Here is a 20,499-nt window from a genome sequence, read left to right on the forward strand (position 1 = left end):
ATGACGCATTCGCATCGGCACGTCGATGTATGTTTTGATTTTGGTTTTCTTGATGTTCTCCTTGTACCAACCGCCGCACTTGGCGCCGGCGTGTTCCTTTTCCCATGGCAGTCGCCTTCTTTCTCATGCTTTCGGTCCTTCGTCCATACCTTCATGGGTTTCCAATAAATGCTTCGTGTCTCCCGTGAGGCGCAGGTAAATCGTCGCCAAGGGCGGCAGGGTCAGTTCGATAGACTGGTCCATGCCGTGCATGGGAACGTCCTGGGCGGTAAAGACGCCTTCATTGAGAACGTTCGACCCGCCAAAGGCTTCGGCATCGCTGTTGAAGACTTCCACGTAGTCGCCCTTTACGGGGACGCCGATACGGTACGAATGGCGGACGACGGGCGTAAAATTGCAGAGGACGACGGTCGAATCCGTTTCGTCTTTTCCCGTCCGGAAGAAGGCGATGGCACTGTTGTCATGGTCGTCGCAGCTGATCCAGGAAAAGCCCGACCAGTCGCAGTCTTCTTCCCAGAATTCCGGATGGTCGACGTAGTATGAATTCAGTTTCCGTACGTAGTCGTGCATAGCCAGGTGCATGGGGTAATTCAAGAGATGCCAGTCCAGGCTGTCATCGTACTTCCATTCGATGAACTGGCCGAATTCGCTGCCCATGAACAGGAGCTTCTTGCCGGGATGAGCCATCCAGTAGCCGTAGAAGGCGCGGAGGCCGGCAAATTTCTGCCAGTAATCGCCGGGCATCTTATCGAGGAGCGAGTGCTTGCCGTGAACGACTTCATCGTGCGACAAGGGCAGGATGAAGTTTTCCGAAAAGGCATAGCACAAGGAAAAGGTAATGAGATTGTGGTTGTCCTTGCGGAACAAGGGATCCATGGCCATGTAACGCAGCATGTCGTTCATCCAGCCCATGTTCCACTTATAGTTGAATCCCAGACCGCCGACGTCGACCGGTTTGGTTACGAGCGGCCAAGCCGACGATTCTTCAGCAATCATCAGGGCCTGAGGAAATTCCTTAAAGACAGCCGTATTGAGGCGGCGCAAAAAGTCGATGGCTTCCAGATTTTCCCGGCCGCCGTACTTATTGGCCTGCCAGCCTCCGTCGGGATGGCCGTAATCGAGGTAGAGCATGTTGGCCACGGCATCGATGCGCAGGCCGTCGATATGGAACTGGTTCAGCCAAAAGATGGCGCTGGAAATGAGGAAGGACTGGACTTCCGTCCGGCCGTAATCGAAGTTCATCGTATCCCATTCTTTGTTTTCCGCCAAAATCGGATTGCCCGATTCGTAGCACGGTTCGCCGTCGAAGCAGCGCAGGCCGTGAGCGTCGCGGCAAAAATGGCCCGGCACCCAGTCGAGGATGACGCCGATACCGTTTCGGTGGCACAGGTCGACGAGATACATGAAATCTTCCGGCTTTCCATAACGGCTGGTCGCTGAAAAATAGCCCGTTCCCTGATAGCCCCAGGAACCGTCAAAAGGATATTCGCACAGCGGCATGAGCTCGATATGGGTATAATTCATGTCTTTTACATAAGCGACCAGCTCTTCGGCTATATCGCGGTAAGTCAGCATGCCGCCGTCTTCGCCGCGCCGCCACGAGCCGAGATGGACTTCATAAGTCAGCATGGGCTTGCGGTAGGAGTCGTAAGCCTGGCGGCTTTCCATCCATTTCTTATCGTGCCAGGTATAGTGGAGCTTGGTCAATTTCGATGCCGTATGAGGCCGTACTTCCGACCAGAAAGCGTAGGGATCGCTCTTTAAGATGCGTTCTCCCGACGCCGTCGTAATGGCGTATTTATAAATATCGCCTTCTTTCAGGCCTTCTATATATGCGACCCAAATGCCATTGCCTTGGCGGCTTCGTTCCATCGGGTTGGCATCGTCATCCCAATGGTTGAAATCACCGACGACACTGACCTTCTGTGCGTGCGGCGCCCAGACGGCAAAACGCACGCATGATTTGCGGCGCCACGCTGTAAAGTGAGCGCCGAACAGTCGATAGCTGGCATAATTCGTACCCTGGTGATACAAGAAGGCACTGTATTCGTCGATTGCACTGAGTTTCATCGCATAATCCCCCTGTCATTCAGTCGTGCTTAGACGGTTTGATGTGCCAAATATCGTCGGCATACTGCTCGATCGTCCGGTCGCTGGAGAAGTATCCCGATTGGGCGATATTGACGATACTGGCCCGCCACCAGTCTGACTTATTTCCATACCGCTTGGCGATTTCCTCTTGCGCCGCACAGTAGGGTTTAAAATCTTTCAAGACGAAGTATTCGTCATTCTTATCGAGGAAGGATTCGTAGAGCAGACCGAAGGTTTCGCCGCCTACCGTTCCATCGACGAGGGCATCCATGAGGCGCCGTATATCGGAATCGCTGCTGTACATCTTCCACGACGAATAGCCGCCGCGAACGTAGTAATTCATGACTTCATCGGCTCTGAGGCCAAAGATGACGCAGTTGTCGTCACCGACGCAGCGGTGGATTTCGACGTTGGCCCCATCCATGGTCCCAAGGGTAATGGCACCGTTCATCATGAACTTCATGTTCCCCGTCCCCGACGCTTCCTTGCCGGCCGTCGAAATCTGTTCGCTGACGTCGGCTGCCGGGAAGAGGAGCTGTCCTAAGGAAACGTTGTAATTTTCCAGGAACAGGACCTTCAGCTGTTGACTGACCGTTCGGTCGCCATTGATCATGCGGGCTACGACGTTGATCAGGCGAATCGTTTCCTTGGCTTCGCCGTAACTGGCTGCAGCCTTGCCGCCGAAGAGATAGGTCCGCGGCGTAATTTTAAGGGACGGATTGTCCTTCAAGAGGAAGTAAAGGTGCAGGATATGAAGGATATTCAAGGTCTGGCGCTTATATAGGTGAATACGCTTGATCTGAATATCGAAGATGGAATCGGTCCGGATATCCTGGTTGTACTTGTCCCGAATATAGCGGGCCAGCCATTCCTTGCGTTCAGTCTTAACCTTGGCCAGCTGTTCTTTAAAAGATGCATCGTCTTTATAAGCCATGAGGTCCGACAGGCGCGACGGCGTCTTGCGCCACTTGTCACCGATGGTGTCATCGATGAGGGCCGCCAGTTTCGGATTAGCCTCAATGAGCCAGCGGCGATGGGAAATGCCGTTGGTTTTATTGGAAAAGCGGTGCGGGAAACAAGTATAGAATTGGTGAAGCGTCGAATCCTTCAAAATCTGGGAATGGATTTCAGCTACGCCGTTGACGCTGTGGCTGCCGAGGACCGAGAGATGAGCCATGTGGATCTGACCGTCCCACAAGATGGCCACGTCGCGGGCCTTGTTTTCATCGCCCGGATAGAGGCGGCGGACTTCTCGGAGCCAGCGGTTGTTGATTTCTTCGATAATTAAATAAATTCGCGGCAAGAGGTCCTTGAACATGGGAATGGACCATTTTTCCAGGGCTTCCGGCAGGACCGTATGGTTGGTGTATGCTACGGTCCGGACGGTAATGTCCCAGGCGGCCTGCCACGAGAGGCCTTCTTCATCCATCAAGATGCGCATCAGCTCGGGAATGACCAGGGCCGGATGAGTATCGTTGATGTGGATGGCAACGTATTGGTCGAAGCGATAGATGCTTTCGCCGTATTTTTTCTTATAATGGCGGACAATGCTTTGAACGCCGGCCGACACGAAGAAGTATTCCTGCATCAGGCGCAGGCGACGGCCGTCTTCGGTGCTGTCATCAGGATAGAGGAAACGGGAAATCTGCTGGACGCTGTCTTTATAGCGAAAAGCCCGGTGTCGGTCCCCCGTCGCCAATTCCTTATACATTTCTGCCCGGGAATACTCGGCCCGCCACAGGCGCAGGGTATTGACCGTATCGTTGTGGAAGCCGATGACCGGCACGTCATAAGGAACGGCCTTGACCGTCGAGAACTGTTCGTGAACGCATTCGAGGCTGCCGTCCCCCGTCGGGCGCATGTAGGCATTGCCGCCGAAACGGACGTAGACGGCCTTGTCGACCTTTTTGACTTCCCAGGGATAGCCGTTCACCAACCAGTTGTCGGGCAGTTCGACCTGCTGATTATCGACGATACGCTGATTAAAGAGGCCATACTGATAACGGATGCTGTTGCCGTGACCGGGAAGGGACAAGGCAGCCAAAGAGTCGATGAAACAAGCGGCCAAGCGGCCGAGCCCCCCATTCCCGAGACCGGGATCGCGTTCGGCCGGGATGACGTCTTCAAGATCCCAGCCAAGGTCTTTCAGACCATCTCGGCAGATATGGTCCATATCGACATTGAGGAGATTCGATTCCAACAAGCGGCCCATGAGAAATTCGATGGAAAAATAATAGACTTGTTTGACTTTTTTCGCAGCATAGGATTGGTTGGTGCGGATCCAATCTTCACTGACCAGATCGCGGATCATGTAGGCAATGGTCTGATAGACTTCGTTCAAGGTTAACTCTTGCAGTTCCTTTTCCCACAGTCGGTAGGCTTTCTCTGTAAACAACCTTTTGAATTCTTCCTTGTCCTGCCATGTTTTCATATGCTTATTATCCCCTTTGTCAAAACACTAACGTACGGAACATTTGCCAATGCACAACAGATCGTCGGCGGTTCGCTGTAAGTCGGCTTCCGGCTGGATGACCGAGTTCTTGTCGCAGACGACGTAATCAAGCTGCGCGTCGTCGCCGATAATCGAGTGCTGCATGATGATGCTGTTGCGGACGACCGCATTCTTTCCGACCCGGACGCGGCGGAAGAGGATCGAGTTTTCAACGCGCCCTTCGATGATGCAGCCATTGGCTACGAGGGAGTTGGAAACGTGGGATTCTTCCATATACTTGGCCGGCGCTTCGTCTTTGATTTTCGTATAAATACGGTGGTCCAAATCTTTGAGAAGCAGTTCGTGCCAAATGCGGCTGTCACGCAGATCCATGTTGACTTCAAAATACGATTGGAGTGAATCGATTCGTTTGGCGTAGCCCTGATAATTGTACCCGAAGATACGCAGGCGGTCGACATTGCGCTGGAATACATCGGTAATAAGATGGGTATACCCTTTGGAGTAAGCCCGGCGGATGCAGTCCTGGAGAACGTCGCAGTCGATGATGATGCCCCGCTGATAAAGGTTGTCCCCGGCTTTGACTTCCATCTTGGCGTCGATGGCCCGAACCCGATTGGTGTTGTCCATATCGACGGTGAGGACATAGCCTTCGCGGTTAAAATCATACTGCTGCTTCTGATAAATGAGGGTTACGTCGGCATTGTGGCGGCGATGGAAGTGCAGGACTTCATCGTAGTCGATATTCTGCACCATATCGCAGCCCGACAGCAGGGCGTAGCGCTTATTGGCCCTCCGGATAAAGATCAGGTTCTTATAATAGGCGGCAATGTCCCCTTCGACGGGATTTTCGATATCGGCCCGTTCTTCCGGCAGATAAAACAGCCCGTCCCCCTTATGGGCCAGTCCCCATTCCTTCCCGGAGCGGATATGGTCCAAGACCGACCGCGACTGGCTCGATAGCATGAGGCCGACATTTTCGATGCCGGCATTGACCATGTTCGAAAGGGTAAAGTCGATGAGGCGGTACTTGCCGCCGATGGGAAGGGTCGCCAAGGGACGCGTGTCGTTGATTTCCTTTAACGGGCGGTCTTCACGCATGTTGATGAGACCGATCATATTACTGTTCATAGCGAGTCTTCCCCTTTCACGGTAACTTCTTCCGGTTCGCCGTCTTTAAGCTGGGCCTTGCGGCCGAGGACGGCAACCGATCCATCTTTATTATGCAGGACGGCGCCGGGATAGATGTGGCATCGTTCCCCTAAGATGGCCTTGTCGATGACGGCGTTTTCCTCAATGACCGAGCCCGGCATGATGACCGAATTGGTGACTTTGGCTCCCTCCTTGATGGTGACGCCGTAGAAAATGACGGAGTTGCTGACATTGCCGAGGATTTCAGAGCCTTCGGCGATGAGTGAACTCTTAGCCGACCCTTTAGGGCCGATGAGATGCGGCGGAAAACTCTGGTTGCCCGAATAGATGCGCCAGTTGCTGTCGCGAAGATTGATGGGCGGTTCATCGGCCAAGAGGTCCATGTTGGCCTGCCAGAGGCTGTCGATGGTGCCGACATCCTTCCAGTAGCCTTCAAAGGGATAGGCGTAGAGCGGAACCTTGTCGGCCAGCATGGTGGGAATGACATTTTTCCCAAAGTCGTGCTCCGACTTTTCATCCTTGGCATCGGCCCGGAGATAATCTTCGAGGACCGTCCGGTCAAAGATGTAAATGCCCATGGAAGCCAAATTGCTTTCGGGTTTGGCCGGTTTTTCTTGGAACTTATTGATGCGCATGTTTTCGTCGGCAACCATGATGCCGAAGCGGCTGGCTTCGTCCCAGGGCACGCGGATGGTACCGATCGTGACTTGAGCCTTGTGCTTCTTATGGAAATTGAGCATCTTGTCGTAATCCATGGAATAGATATGGTCGCCGGACAAGATGAGGACGTAGTCGTCACCGACCATATCGACGAAATTCAGATTCTGATAGATGGCATCGGCCGTGCCGCGATACCAGTTGGAACCGCCGTCGCTCTGATAGGGCGGCAGAACATAGGTGCCGCCTCGGTTGGAGTCGAGGTTCCACGAACTGCCGTTTCCGATGTACCAGTTCAATTCGAGAGGCTGATATTGGGTCAGGATACCGACCGTATCGATGCCGGAATTACGGCAGTTGCTCAGAGGGAAGTCGATGATGCGGTATTTTCCCCCGAACAAGAGGCCCGGCTTGGCTTGGTCTTTAGTCAGGACGCCAAGACGGCTCCCCTTTCCACCAGCCAGGATCATAGCCAGGCAATTAGATTTTTTCATAAAAGCGCCTCCTAACGCGACTTCGGTCCGGCGGCCGGTAAAAAATGAATGCCCTATGCCGAAAAATAGCTGACGGACCTGCATCGAACAGTACACATTACATACCATAATACATACTGCCATTCATTTTATGATTATAGTACTAATTATACACCAAATCTGTTAGAAATTTAAAGAGATAACGATTAAAAAGAGGCTGACAAATGTCAATTTTTTTTATTTTTTATAAAAACTTGACTACAATTAGGCACTGTTAAGCACTAAAGTCGGAAAAAAAAGCACTGATTTCGGAACGTTTTCGTCCCGCAAGCCAAAAGATACAAAAAAAGAGACAACCTTGTAAAAGATTGTCTCTAATCGGATAAACGTATAACTATAAATTTTACTAAAAAAATACAGTCCATTTATCGTATTTTTTCATTAACCTGATTTGCTCTTTCCAGCGCCTCGTCAAAAGTCAGGAGCTCGACGGAAATGGGAAGGGCCCGTAAGACGTCACGCGTCTCCCCTGCCGTATCGGCCGTCGTGCGTACGAAGCCGATACCTTTTTTTCCGTCGAGAGCGGTGACGACGCCGAGGTACTCGCAGCCTTCGATGATGCGGTTGACAAAGGTCATGTCCTTTGGCGCCACGCGAAAGTAGACCCAATCGGCATCAAGCATGGTCTTCTACCTTCCGCCGCATCATGGCATATTCTTCAAGGGGTTCCGGCACAGCCAGGCCCACGAGCTGACGAGGATGGCGGGCCGCGTCGAGGGCTGCCCCGTCTTCATCGATAATGGAGGCGATGGTGCATTTGACCAAATGACCCTTAGGCTGCAGAAATTCGACGGTCTGGCCGACCTTGAAGTGGTTCCGCTGTTCAATCCAGGCGATGCCCTTTTCGGCATCATAGGAACGGACGAGGCCGATGAAGTCGTGAGTCTGGGTATTGCTCGACTCGCTGTAGACTTGGTCGGCTTCCGTCGGCCGCGATACGGAGAAGCCCCGGGTATAGGGCCGGTGAGAAATCTTTTCCAATTCCTCGATCCATTCCGGACGGACCGTGAAGTGTTCCGGATCGGCTTCATAGGCGTCGATGGCTTCGCGGTAGACCTTGGTCACGGTGGCTGCGTAATGGACGCTCTTCATGCGGCCTTCGATTTTGAGGCTCGACAAGCCGGCGTCATAGAGGTCCGGCAGGTAGGGCAGCATGCACAGGTCTTTCGAGTTGAAAATGTAAGTCCCCCGTTCATCTTCGACGACAGGGAAATACTGGCCCGGCCGTTTTTCTTCGACGACGTTGTACTTAAAGCGGCAGCACTGGACGCACTCGCCGCGATTGGAATCGCGGTCGCCCTGGGTAAAGTAGTTGCTCAGCAGGCAGCGGCCGGAGTAGGAAATGCACATGGCGCCGTGGACGAAGCCTTCGAGTTCGACAGCCGGCACCTTTTCGTGGATAGTCTTGACATCGGCCAGGCTGACTTCGCGGGCCATGACGATGCGAGCGGCCCCATTGTCGGCCCAGAATTTCGCCGACGCCCAGTTGGTCGTATTGCCCTGGGTCGAAATGTGAACCGGAAGGTCGGGCACGAGCTGACGAGCTAACGAAAAGATGCCCGGGTCAGCAATGAGGATGGCATCGACGCCGATATCGCGAAGATAGACCAGGTATTCCGGAAGGCCTTCCAGGTCTTCATTGTGGGGAAAGATATTGACCGTGACATGGATCCGCTTGCCGATAGCATGCGCGTAGTCGACGGCTTCTTTCAGTTCTTCATTTGAAAAGTTGTCGCTGAAAGCCCTAAGGCCGAAGGATTTCCCGCCTAAGTAGACGGCATCGGCACCGTACAAAAAGGCCATTTTTAATTTATCCATACTGCCGGCCGGAGCCAGCAATTCCATTTTTCCCATTATCTTATCCTTTCCATCGTGAAACGGTCATACCGTCTCCATTCTCAAAAAATACCGTCTCAAAATGCGTTCGGTCTTCGACGAGGGCCATAAATTCCCGCAGACGGCTTATGGCCGTGCGGTGCTTGTGAGGCAAGGCCCCTTCAATATAAAACATCTCATGATAGCCGATGTTATCCGCCATGATGAGGGCTCCTGGCAGCAATTTCGGCATGAGATGACGGAGCTGGCGGACGTACTGCCCCTTGGGCCCGTCGAGAAAGACGAGATCCCACGGCCCGGCGAGGGTTTCAGCAAGTTCCGTCCCATCACCGCAAAGGGCCGTAATGACCGCTCCGTAAGGGGAACGGCGAATGAAGTCCCGGGCTATTTTCCAGCGCGTCTCATCGAATTCAACCGTCGTAATCGTACCGCCGTCACCGAGTAAGGGTGCCATGCGAAGGGCAGAATAGCCGATGCAGGTCCCGATTTCAAGGACCTTCACCGGCCGCCGGTTGGCTATGATGTTTTCAAAAAGAGGGACTTCACTGTCCCTAAGGATAGGAAGCCCTTCTCTTTCGGCATAAGCCTTCATCTCATCGAGGAGGCTCATGGCATATACTCCTGCACGTTTTTCATGTGTTCGTCGTAGGTAGCGGCAAAGTGGTTGTGGCCGTCCTTATCGGCGACGAAGTATAGATAATTCGTCGTCGGCGCATCTAAGATGGCTTCCATACTGGGAAGGCCCGGATTGCCGATGGGTCCCGGCGGCAGGCCTTCGTAAACGTAGGTATTGTACGGCGAATCGTACTGAGTCTCGCTGATGCTGTATTCTAATTTATGGTTGCCCATGGCGTAGGCAATGCTGGCATCAGACTGGAGCTTCATGTGGATGCGCAGGCGATTTTCAAAAACCGAGGCGATGAGAGGCCGGTCCGGTTCGAATTTAGCTTCCTTTTCGATGAGCGATGCCAAGGTGACGAACTGGTAGATAGACATATTCTTCTTGGCAATGCGGTCTTTCATAGCCGGCGTCAAATGCTTGTCGAAGTTCTTCAGCATCATGGCCACGACGTCGTCGGCTGTCGCATCATAAGGAATGAAATACGTATCGGGGAACAAGAACCCTTCTGTGGCAAAGGTCACTTGTCGGTTGCCCTTCATATAAGGCAAAAGCTGAGCGTCAGAGGCAGCAGCCTTTAAGAAGTCTTCTTCGCTGATACGGCCGTTAGCGGCGACGGCTTTGGCAATCTTCCACACCGTGAAGCCTTCAGGCACGACGAGTCGGTCGGCTTCCGACTTGCCGCTGGCCAATTTCTGTAAAATCGTAAAGACGCTCATCCGCGAGTTAAAGGTGTATTCCCCGGCATGGATCGATTCGGCCTGGCCGGTCACCATAGCTGCAGCGCGGAACCACAGCGGGCTTGCAATGTAGCCCTTGTCTGTCAAGGCATCGCCGACGTCGGCTGCCGTCATGTCACTGCGAACATGGAGATAGCCGCTGGTATAGGGCAAGAGGAAGTTCGGGCCAAAAAAACCATAGAGCAGGACGGCGGCCGCGGCGATGAGGCATCCGGCAACGAATTTCTTAAGCTTCTGCCGATTCTGTTTCGGCGACGGTTCCGGAGCTTTCTGTTTGTTTTCTTTCGGAATCATATCGTTTGTTTCCATATTCTCCTTTATCAATCCTTATCGTGTTATCGGCCGGCAGTCCAGGTACGGCTCTGCTGGGCCTTTTCTTCACTGCGGTTTACGGCCTGGGCCTGTTGTTCCTTGTCGTACTGAGCCTGGGCTGCGTCTTTGGCAGCTTGGAGCTGAGCCTGCACTTCGGGATCCGGCGGGATCACCGTACCGTCTTCATCGACGGTCTGGGCCGCATTGAGCTGGGTCTGGGCTGCGGCGACATTACCGGCCAGGACCTGGAGCCGTTGGTTGTTGATATTGCCGCGCACATCCGCTTCAAGGGGTACAGACGGCGTCTTTTTGACGTCGACGTAGACTTCAAACAGGCGCTGCCACGGCAAGGTGACGTCAATGGTCCGCGGATCGACACCGAGATAGGTCGAGGCATAGCGCTGGAGCTGTTCTTTAGCTAGGCTCTGCAGTTCCTGATTGCGTGAAGCGTAGGTCGGCGTAATGGCATGGGCTTCGAGTTTCTGGTCCATGCGGGATACGTAGTCGCGGACGTTGGCCTGATAAGCCCAGTTGTCGAGATACTGCGTGGTCAGCATGTCGCGGTGAGCCTCAGGGGTCATGTATTTCGAAAGGACGCCCTGAGACAGGCCGTAGCCGACAGAGTTGCTGGCCGTGTTCCAGCCGTTGTAGGCAGCCAGTCGGTACATCATCTTATCCTGATAGAGGCCGTAGACTAAGGTGTTGTCCGACCCGTTGGAAAAGGCCATGTCGACGATGCTGACCGGAATATTGAGGTTTACGGCCTTTTCGATCTGATTGAGGAAATCTTTCGTCGACTGAAGCATGATCGGGAAGTTTTCAAAGTTGGCCGATTCTGTCGTCGTCGTCGTCAGCGGCGTATTGACGGCCAATAAGAGGTCCGGCCGTTCATTGTCGACGATGGTGCCGCCAATGGCTTCGACATGAGCGGCAATGGTCTTGCCAATAGCCTGTCCATCATAGCGGGGCACCGTCTTTTCTCCCCCGCCTAAGGGGTAGATGACCGATACCTTGGGATAGTAATTATTGAAGTCATTGCTGGCCCGCGTGATGAGGAGCAGGCCCAATTGGTCGGCACCGGGGAAGGAGCCGAAGGTCTTCTTGGGAATGCCGGCACCGGCCATTTCCAGGTACTTCGATTCCAAGGACGACTGGGTGCTGACCGAGTTGTCATCGTGGCCTAAGCTGTAATAGGTAAAGACGCCTTTTCGCGCATCATCAATGAGCCGGTAGTTGATACTCATATTCTTGCGGCGCCGGTTGTACCAATCCTGGAGATATTCCATGGGGATACGGCGCATGATGGCAAACCAATCGTTCCGTTCCTGCGGGCTGAGGCCTTCTTCATCCATCTTTGCCTGAAGGGACGCCAATTGATAGATGTCGGACCCCATGGTCAAGTAGTAGTCCGGTTCGACGCCCTTGCCGCCGGCCCAGGGGCTGCGCATGACAGTGCTGAACACATATAAGGGTACCTTGGTGTTCGACTTGTGAAGGGCTTCTACTCTTTCGAGACGCGTAAGCAAGGTCGACATGGGAAGGTTATGTTTCCGAGAGTCGACGAGACCGCCGTAGACCAAAGAGTCGATGGACAAAACCATGGCATCGGCTTTATTGGCATTGTTTTCGACCCAAGACATGAGCCGATCCGGCGAGCCGTGGAAATTCATGCCCGACAGATACTGTGCCGGCGGCGTCAGAACCGTGTACCCTGCCGATTCTGCCGTACTGACCGTATATTCGTAATCCACAGGCCGGTCATCCTGAGGTACGTATAAAATCGTCTTAGCCAGTGCCGACGGTGAAGCACACAGAAATAGGGATACGACGGCCATGCTGACTGCCTTCTGTAACAGATTCACATTATCCTCCTATCGTAAGAAAAAACAAGTATTTTTTATTATAGCACATCTGCCCCTTAAAAAGAAGCACCCTGCTTCTTGCGGCGAATGCGAGGCACATTGAGATGGAAGCGGATTGCCACCAAGCGAATGGCGACGGTGACGGAAAAGCTGACGATGGCCCCGACTTCAAAGGGAACTTCAAAGGGAATGACAGCTCCGTATAAAAGAATGCTGCCCAAGAGCGACGCCGTCGCATAGACCTCCGTCCGAAGGACTACCGGAATCCGTCCGGCCAGGACATCGCGGATGACGCCGCCGCCGACGGCCGTGAGGACGCCGAGGGTGATGTCCAAAATCCAGTAGTCGGGATAATAGTAACAGCCGAGAAGCGTCCCGGTTACGGTAAAGGAACCGAGGCCAATGGCGTCGCATAAGAGATAAATGGCCGACAAATGGGTCATGAAACGGCGCCACATGCGGATGTTGAAGTAACGGACGGTCAAGGTGACGACGACGATAGAGCCTAAGATAATCCACAGGTAGATGCTGTTTTTAAAGGCTGCCGGCAGAATATTGCCGATGAGGATATCACGGATGATGCCGCCGCCGACGGCCGTCGCCGCGCTGAGGACGAAGATGCCGAACAGATCCATTCGCCGGGAAAGGGCTGCAAAGACGCCGGATACAGCAAAAGCTGTCGTCCCCAATAAGTCAAAAATATGCCACCAAATCGCATCCATAGGATTTCCCCTTCCCTCTCTTTCGTGATATGATAAATAAACAATTTATTTCGTAAGGAGATTGTCATGACTAAAGATGAATTTTATATGGGCAAAGCCCTTGCCGAAGCGAAGACTGCCTATGCCGTCGGAGAAATTCCCATCGGCGCCGTCATCGTCTATCAGAAAAAGGTCGTTGCCCGAGCCTATAACCTGCGGGAATCCCTTCCCTGTGCTACGGCTCACGCCGAATTACTTGCCATTGAAAAAGCCTGCCGTGCACTCAATCGCTGGCGCTTGACAGGCTGTACGCTATACGTCACGGTCGAGCCGTGCCCGATGTGTGCCGGCGCCATCGTAAACAGCCGCCTGGACCGCGTCGTCTACGGCTGCGACGACCCTAAGGCCGGTGCCGCCCGCTCTCTCTTCCGCCTCATTGACAGCGAAAGCCTGAATCACGCCGCCGCCGTCACAGCCGGCGTCCGTGCCGAAGAATGTGCCGCCCTCATGAAGAGCTTCTTCAAAGAGCGGCGAAAGAAAGGCCCTGTTACCCCTTCAGCAGATCATTCAGATAGGCCTTAAAATCATGGCTCACATCGTCGCGGCGCAGGGCATATTCGACAGTCGCCTTTAAAAAGCCCAGTTTATTGCCGGCGTCATAGCTGGTCCCCGTAAAGGTATAGGCATAAACCCCTTCGCGGTCAGCCATGAGGCGCAGGGCATCGGTAAGCTGGATTTCTCCGTTCTTCCCGGGCTGGACGCGGCGCAGGATTTCAAAGATGTCCGGCGTCAGGATATAGCGGCCCAAGGCGGCCAAACGGCTCGGCGCTTCGTCGACAGGCGGTTTTTCAATCATGTCGATGAGCCTTACGATGCGTTCGTCATCGGTAGGCTGACCGTGGACGATACCGTAGCGCGATACCTGGTCGAGAGGCACTTCCTGGCAGCCCAGGAGAGTCGAGCCGACTTTGCTGAAGGCCTCGATCATCTGACGCAGTGCCGGCCGTTCCGGTTCGTAGACGATGTCGTCACCGAGAAGGACTGCAAAGGGTTCATTATCGATGAAAGACTCGGCACAGCGGATGGCGTCGCCAAGACCGCGCATATGCTTTTGCCGGATATAGTGGACGTTGATGCCGGAAATATCCTGCACCATACGCAGGAGCCTCGTCTTCCCCTGCTGGCGCAGTTGGAGTTCGAGGTCGATATTGGTATCGAAGTGATCTTCGATGGCCCGTTTTCCATGGCCGGTGATGATCAAAATTTCTTCGATGCCGCTCTGCATCGCTTCTTCGACGATATACTGGATGACCGGTTTATCGACGATAGGAATCATTTCCTTCGGAATAGCCTTGGTCACCGGCAAGAACCGTGTACCGTAACCGGCCGCCGGAATGACGGCTTTGCGAACTTTTTTCTGCATATTAAATCTCCTTTTCGGCGACAGTCAGGGCACGGGCGATGACGTCGTCCATATCGTAGTATTTATATTCTGCCAACCGGCCGCCGAAGATGACGTTCTTTTCATGGCCGGCCAAAACGACGTATTGCTTGTACAGGGCCTGATTCCGTTCATCGTTGACCGGATAGTAAGCCTCTTCCCCGCGGTGCCATTCCGACGGATATTCCCGGGTGATATAGGTCACCGGCTGGGTTCCGAATTCAAAGTGCTTGTGCTCGATGACCCGCGTATAAGGCGTTTCCCGATCGGTATAATTCATGACGGCCACGCCCTGATAATTAGCCTTCTCAAGGCGTTCCGTTTCAAAGCGCAGGCCCCGGTATTCTAAAGCGCCTAAGCGGTAGCCGAAATATTCATCGATAGGACCGGTATAGACGACCTTGCGGGAAATATCGAGATAGGACGACCGCTCCTTATTGTAATCGATGCCGGTCCGCACTTCGATTCCGTCTAAGAGGGCGTCGATGAGGCCGTTGTATCCGCCGCTGGGAATGCCCTGATAGCTGTCGTCAAAGTAATTGTTGTCAAAGGTATAGCGGACAGGCAGCCGTTTAATGATGAAGGCCGGAAGGTCCGTACAGCTCCGTCCCCACTGCTTTTCCGTATAGCCCTTGATGAGTTTCGTATAGATATCGGTGCCGATGAGGGAAATAGCCTGTTCCTCTAAATTCTTGGGCTCCGTAATATGCGCGCTTTGACGTTGTTCTTCAATCTTAGCCGCCGCCTCTTCCGGCGTGATGACGCCCCACATCTTAGCAAAGGTATTCATATTAAAAGGCAGGTTATAGAGCTCGCCCTTAAAATTAGCAACCGGCGAATTGACGTAATGATTAAACTCTGCGAACTGATTAACGTAGTTCCAGACTTTTTTATTGGACGTGTGAAAGATATGGGCTCCGTAGCGATGGATGCGGATGCCCTCTTTTTCTTCGCAGTAGACGTTGCCGCCGACGTGCTGCCGCCGTTCAAGGACCAGGCACTTGCGCCCGGCTTTTTTCATCTCATGGGCAAAGACGACGCCAAAGAGGCCGCTGCCGACGATGACATAATCATACATTGCAAAACACCACCTGATAGAAAGTTTTACAGCCTTCCTGCACTGCCTTTATGATAAAAAGGTAACTCAACAAAAATTCGTAACGTCCCCACTGCCTACAGGGCCTGCCAAAAGCAGACTGTTAAGGCAAAACGGACGGAATGCCGTACATCGGTTCTGCCTTTAAAACGGCGCGGCGGACGGCCTGTTCGACGGCGTAGGCCGCAAGGGTCCCGGTCAGGCTGATTTCAGCCGAAACCGTACCGATACTGGCTGCATAAAGAGAGTCTCCGTCAGCCGTCGTATTGACTGGGCGAATGGTGCGAACCATGCCGTTGCTGCCAAGGGCGGCTATTTTTTTCAGCTGGGCTTTGTCAAAGCGGCCGTTGGTCACGATAGCCCCGATGGTCGTATTGGTCGTCGTCCCAACAGCCCGCTGGGAAAAGAGCGTCGGCGTCCGGCCTGCTTCTTCCAGCATGACCCGCCTCGTATCGGCAAATCCTTTTCCGTCGCGGCTTCTCATCCCCGAGAGGATGTCTCCCGATTCACCGAGGACGTCGCCGACGGCATTGACGACGACGATGGCGCAGACCTTGAGGTCGCCGACGGCCACGGCATAGGCACCGACGCCGGATTTCATCATATAATCGGGGCCGCAGAGCTTACCGACCGTGGCTCCCGTCCCGGCACCATAGCAACCCTCGCGGAAGTCTCCCTTGAAAGCCGCATCACAGGCCGCATAGCCCATGGCCGCATCGGGGCGGACATCGTCGCCGCAGCCGAGATCAAAGATACACGAGGCGACGACTAAGGGAACTTTGGCAATCCGCGTTTCAAAGCCGATGCCCTGTTCTTCCAGATAGGTCATGACCCCCGTCGCTGCATTGAGGCCAAAGGCACTGCCGCCGCTGAGGAGGATGGCATGGATGCCCGATGCTGCCGCCATGGGATTTAACAGCTCCGACTCCCGACTGGCCGGCCCGCCGCCGCGGACGTCGACAGCACAAGGTGCGCTTTCAGGGAAGACAAGGACCGTACAACCGGTGCCGCCCTTTCGGTCTTCGGCACTTCCCAGGCGGAACGTTTCTTTCGACAACAATTCCTGAATATCGATTTCTCTCATGGTCATACCACTCCTATTTCTTCAGCTTTTCAAAATCTTTCCAAAGCATGCTCGGCTGGATGCCCGTATTGTTCTGATACTTTCCGTGCGTATACCGGTCGTATTCACCGTCGATATCATGGTAGTAAATCTGGCAGATTTCGACATTGGGATAAATACGGATCGGCTGGACGCAAAAGATTTCCAGCGTCCAGTAACCGGCAAAGCCGACGTCGCCAAACCCGGCTGTAACGTGGATGAAGACGCCCAGGCGCCCGACAGACGACCGGCCTTCCAGCATAGGGATGTAGCCGTCGGTCCGGGTGTATTCATTGGTTCGCCCCAAATAGAGTGTATTTGGCTGGAGGACATAGCCCGACTCGGGGATCTCGATGGTCGACGCCGGATTGGGCTTTGCCATGTCCAGTTCGGCATGGTCATATACCATCAATTCGTTGTGAAGGGATAAATTATAACTATTGGGATTGACCCGTTCCGGATGAAAGGGTTCAATAATAATTTCTTTACCTAAATGTTTGACAATTTCCTTGCCTGATAAAATCATAAGGGCCACTCGCTTTCTCTGGTAATTTCATTTCTTATGATATAGCAAAACAGGCTCGATGTCCACGGCGCGGCGAGCCGGTTTCTTCTTATTTATATCGAAAGCGTCTTCAACATAAAAAGTAACCTTCTCCCCTTCTTCCGCTCGGACGCGGTACAGCGATGCCGTACGGAAATAGTACTGACTGCCGCCGTATTCCCGAATGAAGCCGGCTTTCCCGCCGGGAAGGATTTTATCGATCGTTCCCGTATGCCGTTCTTCACCGGCATGTTTTTCAGCCATCCAAAAAGGCTGCAGCTCTTGGAGCAGCTCCTTTCGGCCAAGAGGCGGAAAATCATAGCTGTCGACTTTCTCGATGAGTTGAGGCGGAATCTTCCAATTTTGCTCAGTCCGGATGAGTTTTGCCAAAAGGTAATGATAATACGCCTCTTTCGCATAACTTCCCATGTTTTCCAAAGCCGATGCAAATTGAGTCATAAAATTGACCTTAGCCCGAAGCTCGCCCGTCGCTGCCATGGCCGCCGCCCCACAGCGCCGCATAGCCGTGCTGTCTCCCTTTGCCTGAGCCGCAAAGAAGAGGCCGCGGTAAACGATCCAGTGCTGCTTGTATTTCAACAACTCCTCAAAGCGCTGCCGTGCGTCCTCAATCTGCCCTTGACGAAGCTGACAAAGACCGATGCGGTAAGAAAACCAAATGTCATTGTCGTGGTGAAGTTCGGGAAAGATACCCAGTGCCTGCCGGCAGAGGGTAATGCATTCATCGTACTTTTCTTCCTTGACCAAGACGCGGCTCATCAGCGCATACCAGCGTTCCCGGTCAGAGGCGATGACTTGATCCCTGCCGCGAAGATTGACCTTTTTTTCCTCATCGGACAAGAGGTCCGGATCGAGGCGGCGCAAATAATCGCCGGTCATATTTGCCACGGAAGGCGGCTTGGTCTTTAAGACGTCGACCATCCGCCATACAGCCAGGACGTACGGCGTATACGGTCCTTGCTGGCTGTACTTTAAAATGGCGTCGACAGCCCGGCGAAAATCTTCGAAGGTATGGAGTCGTTCGTCAAATTTTTGAATATATAAGTAGTAAAGGCACCAGCAGTAGATGCCGTGAAGATTGGTAAAATCCGGAAAGGCAATGATGCCGGCCCGGGCAATTTCCCTCCCCTTGGCATAGTTTTTAACCTTGCGCAGGGCATAAGCATAGTAGTAATAATCCCAGTTCGTCCAGGAACCGTCAGGCGCTGCCTTGTCGTACATAGCCAGGACGTCGTTGTATCGACCTTCCTGACAAGCCTCGCGGGCTGCAAAAGAATCCATAGAAAAACCTCCTACCCGTTTATCACAAAGCGTTCATTGTGCCTATTATAACATATGTTTCTTCTCTTTTAGGAATTATGAGAAACATCTCAAGAAGAAAAAAGAGCTTTTCCACGATAAGACATCATGGAAAAGCTCTTTTACAACCTCCTATGACCTGAACGCAAGGCTCATAGCAAGGGTTTTATCCTTTAATTTTGGCGATTTGTTTTTCCAATTCCGGCATAACTTCAAAGAGATCGCCAACGATGCCGTAGTGAGCAAATTCGAAAATCGGAGCATCGGGATCTTTATTGACAGCAATGATCAATTCAGCATCCTGAATACCCAATTTATGCTGGATGGCACCGGAAATACCCATGGCGATGTAGATCTTCGGTGCAATTTTCTTGCCCGTAATCCCAATCTGTAAGTCATGGGGTGCCCATTCGTTATCGACGAGAGGCTTGGAAACGCCGAAGGCTGCACCGATGCGCTGAGCAAATTCCTGAACGGCTTTCATGCCTTCTTCGTTCTGAACGCCGCGGCCGGCGCCGACGACGATTTCAGCCGATTCAATGGAAAGGCTTTCGGCTGCGTTTTCGACAGCTTCAAAGCTCGTTACTTTGACCGTCGGAGCATCGCCGCTGAAATCGACCTTTTCTTTGATGACTTCACCCGTGCGGGAAGAATCAGCCGGTACACCGTGGAAAATCTTGTCGCTGACCGTACCGAGCTGCGGGCGGGTCGTCGTCTGGATCTTGACCAAGAGTTTGCCCGTGAAGGCCGGACGAATCCAAGTAAGCGTATCGTCATCGCCTTCGTGGAGAACGTCGATGCAATCGGCAACGAGGCCGACTTTCAATTCAGCCGACAGGCGGCCGCCGAGGTCACGGCCGTCCGGAGAACCGCCGATGAGGATGACACTCGGTGCGTATTTTCCGACCAAAGCCGCAATGGCTTTCGTATACAATACCGAGTCATACTTTTCAAGAATCGGATCTTCTACGGCGACGACAGCGTCTGCACCGTAGGAAATCGCTTCGTCAGCCGCTTTGCTCGTATCGGCTCCAACGACATAAGCGACGACCTGTTCACCCTTCTTGTCGGCCAACTGACGAGCCTTGCCCAATAATTCAATGCTCAGCGAGCTCAAGGCACTGCCGGCAATTTCAATATATACGCTGATGTTATTTTTCAATTCCATAGTTCAGAGCCCTCCTTACAGTAAGTTCTTGGCAGTCAGATCTTTAACGAGATTAGCCGCAAGGTCCGCCGGTGTAGCACCTTCGATCATGATACCGACGGGGTTCGGTTCCGGTGCGAACATTTCCGTAACTTTCGTAGCCGAACCGGACTTGCCAACACTTGCTGCATCGAGGCCCAAATCTTCGATACGCCATACGTCGAAGACAGCCTTTTTGGCAGCCATTTTACCGCGAATTTTCGGGGAACGCGGCGTATTGCTCTTGTCCGTAACCGAAACGACGGCCGGGACCTGAGCCTGAACCGTTTCCACACCGCCGTGGTTAGCACGAGTTGCCGTAATCGTCGTGCCTTCGACACTGACCGAATCAGCATAGGAAACGAGAGCGATATTCAAATACTGAGCAACAGCCGGAGGAATCTGACCCGTATCACCATCGGTTGAGCGCTTGCCCGTAAATACCAAGTCGACGTCGCCGATTTTTTCAATAGCCTTCGACAAAATCAGGCCCGTTGCCAACGTATCGGACCCTGCCATGCGTTCATCGGATACGAGAACGCCTCTATCAGCACCGACTGCGATGCCGTCACGCATGACTTCCGCGGCTTGAGCCGTGCCCATGGTGATAAGGGTAATCGTGCCGCCCACTGCGTCTTTGACAGCGACAGCCGCTTCAATGGCATGTTTGTCAACAGGGTTAAGCATCGACGGAGCGCCGACACGGACCAGGTTATTATCTTGTGCAATTTCGATTTCGGAAACTGCCGGAACTTGCTTTACTAAAACTACAATATTCATAGAAGAACCTCCTTTATAAGGACTGTAAGAATAGTGCATTCGCATATTGCGACTCTCTTATGTCCACTATTATACTCTATA

Annotated in this window: 18 protein-coding genes; 1 reads left to right on the forward strand and 17 read right to left on the reverse strand. The window is 53.2% G+C overall.

What is annotated here, in order from left to right:
- Nucleotides 1–123: 123 nt before the first annotated feature.
- The 10 genes from glgB to QZQ46_RS02610 all read right to left on the reverse strand — a co-directional run bounded on the left by glgB (nt 124) and on the right by QZQ46_RS02610 (nt 12,973).
- Entirely contained in the window at nt 124–2,070 is a 1,947-nt protein-coding gene (gene glgB, locus QZQ46_RS02565) for a 1,4-alpha-glucan branching protein GlgB (protein WP_296826522.1), read from the reverse strand.
- A gap of 19 nt (nt 2,071–2,089) precedes the next feature.
- Entirely contained in the window at nt 2,090–4,522 is a 2,433-nt protein-coding gene (locus tag QZQ46_RS02570) for a glycogen/starch/alpha-glucan phosphorylase (protein ID WP_296826525.1), read from the reverse strand.
- A gap of 27 nt (nt 4,523–4,549) precedes the next feature.
- A complete protein-coding gene (gene glgD / locus QZQ46_RS02575) occupies nt 4,550–5,671 on the reverse strand; it encodes a glucose-1-phosphate adenylyltransferase subunit GlgD (protein ID WP_296826526.1) in 1,122 nt (373 codons plus the stop codon).
- The gene (locus QZQ46_RS02580) at nt 5,668–6,843 is read right to left on the reverse strand and encodes a glucose-1-phosphate adenylyltransferase (protein ID WP_296826527.1); all 1,176 of its coding nucleotides are present in this window, start codon (nt 6,841–6,843) and stop codon (nt 5,668–5,670) included. The genes glgD and QZQ46_RS02580 overlap by 4 nt, the downstream gene beginning before the upstream one ends.
- 404 nt (nt 6,844–7,247) lie before the next feature.
- Nucleotides 7,248–7,505, reverse strand: coding sequence for a DUF4911 domain-containing protein (locus tag QZQ46_RS02585; protein WP_296826528.1), 258 nt, complete (start codon nt 7,503–7,505; stop codon nt 7,248–7,250).
- Nucleotides 7,498–8,736: a U32 family peptidase gene (locus QZQ46_RS02590; RefSeq protein ID WP_296826530.1), complete on the reverse strand. Its 1,239-nt coding sequence runs from the start codon at nt 8,734–8,736 to the stop codon at nt 7,498–7,500. Before QZQ46_RS02590 ends, QZQ46_RS02585 begins: the two co-directional genes overlap by 8 nt.
- A 4-nt stretch (nt 8,737–8,740) precedes the next feature.
- Nucleotides 8,741–9,328 carry an O-methyltransferase gene (locus tag QZQ46_RS02595; protein WP_296826532.1) on the reverse strand — a complete coding sequence of 196 codons (588 nt, stop codon included), beginning with the start codon at nt 9,326–9,328 and terminating at the stop codon, nt 8,741–8,743.
- A complete protein-coding gene (mltG, locus tag QZQ46_RS02600) occupies nt 9,325–10,386 on the reverse strand; it encodes an endolytic transglycosylase MltG (RefSeq protein ID WP_296826534.1) in 1,062 nt (353 codons plus the stop codon). Before mltG ends, QZQ46_RS02595 begins: the two co-directional genes overlap by 4 nt.
- Nucleotides 10,387–10,412: 26 nt before the next feature.
- Nucleotides 10,413–12,251, reverse strand: a complete 1,839-nt coding sequence (locus tag QZQ46_RS02605) for a DUF4127 family protein (protein WP_296826536.1) — start codon at nt 12,249–12,251, stop codon at nt 10,413–10,415.
- Nucleotides 12,252–12,307: 56 nt separating this feature from the next.
- A complete protein-coding gene (locus tag QZQ46_RS02610) occupies nt 12,308–12,973 on the reverse strand; it encodes a trimeric intracellular cation channel family protein (RefSeq protein ID WP_296826538.1) in 666 nt (221 codons plus the stop codon).
- Between the two features lie 66 nt (nt 12,974–13,039).
- Here QZQ46_RS02610 and tadA point away from each other — a divergent pair, with 66 nt between their 5' ends.
- On the forward strand, nt 13,040–13,534 hold the full coding sequence (gene tadA, locus QZQ46_RS02615; RefSeq protein ID WP_296826540.1) for a tRNA adenosine(34) deaminase TadA: 495 nt from the start codon (nt 13,040–13,042) through the stop codon (nt 13,532–13,534).
- On the opposite strand, the gene galU is transcribed toward tadA, so the two are convergent.
- The 7 genes from galU to QZQ46_RS02650 all read right to left on the reverse strand — a co-directional run bounded on the left by galU (nt 13,500) and on the right by QZQ46_RS02650 (nt 20,418).
- Complete coding sequence (gene galU / locus QZQ46_RS02620) at nt 13,500–14,375, reverse strand: UTP--glucose-1-phosphate uridylyltransferase GalU (RefSeq protein ID WP_296826542.1); 876 nt, start codon at nt 14,373–14,375, stop codon at nt 13,500–13,502. The genes tadA and galU overlap by 35 nt on opposite strands.
- 1 nt (nt 14,376) lies before the next feature.
- The gene (gene glf / locus QZQ46_RS02625; protein WP_296826544.1) at nt 14,377–15,471 is read right to left on the reverse strand and encodes a UDP-galactopyranose mutase; all 1,095 of its coding nucleotides are present in this window, start codon (nt 15,469–15,471) and stop codon (nt 14,377–14,379) included.
- Nucleotides 15,472–15,592: 121 nt separating this feature from the next.
- Nucleotides 15,593–16,573, reverse strand: a complete 981-nt coding sequence (locus QZQ46_RS02630; protein WP_296826546.1) for a P1 family peptidase — start codon at nt 16,571–16,573, stop codon at nt 15,593–15,595.
- 13 nt (nt 16,574–16,586) lie between these two features.
- Nucleotides 16,587–17,117 carry a dCTP deaminase gene (dcd, locus tag QZQ46_RS02635; protein ID WP_296826548.1) on the reverse strand — a complete coding sequence of 177 codons (531 nt, stop codon included), beginning with the start codon at nt 17,115–17,117 and terminating at the stop codon, nt 16,587–16,589.
- A gap of 27 nt (nt 17,118–17,144) precedes the next feature.
- Nucleotides 17,145–18,434, reverse strand: a complete 1,290-nt coding sequence (locus QZQ46_RS02640; protein WP_296826550.1) for a tetratricopeptide repeat protein — start codon at nt 18,432–18,434, stop codon at nt 17,145–17,147.
- A 184-nt stretch (nt 18,435–18,618) separates the two neighbouring features.
- Nucleotides 18,619–19,620, reverse strand: a complete 1,002-nt coding sequence (locus QZQ46_RS02645) for an electron transfer flavoprotein subunit alpha/FixB family protein (RefSeq protein WP_296826552.1) — start codon at nt 19,618–19,620, stop codon at nt 18,619–18,621.
- A 15-nt stretch (nt 19,621–19,635) separates the two neighbouring features.
- A complete protein-coding gene (locus tag QZQ46_RS02650; RefSeq protein WP_296826554.1) occupies nt 19,636–20,418 on the reverse strand; it encodes an electron transfer flavoprotein subunit beta/FixA family protein in 783 nt (260 codons plus the stop codon).
- Between the last annotated feature and the right edge of the window lie 81 nt (nt 20,419–20,499).

The sequence above is a fragment of the uncultured Megasphaera sp. genome, assembly GCF_900539295.1.
GTDB lineage: Bacteria > Bacillota > Negativicutes > Veillonellales > Megasphaeraceae > Megasphaera.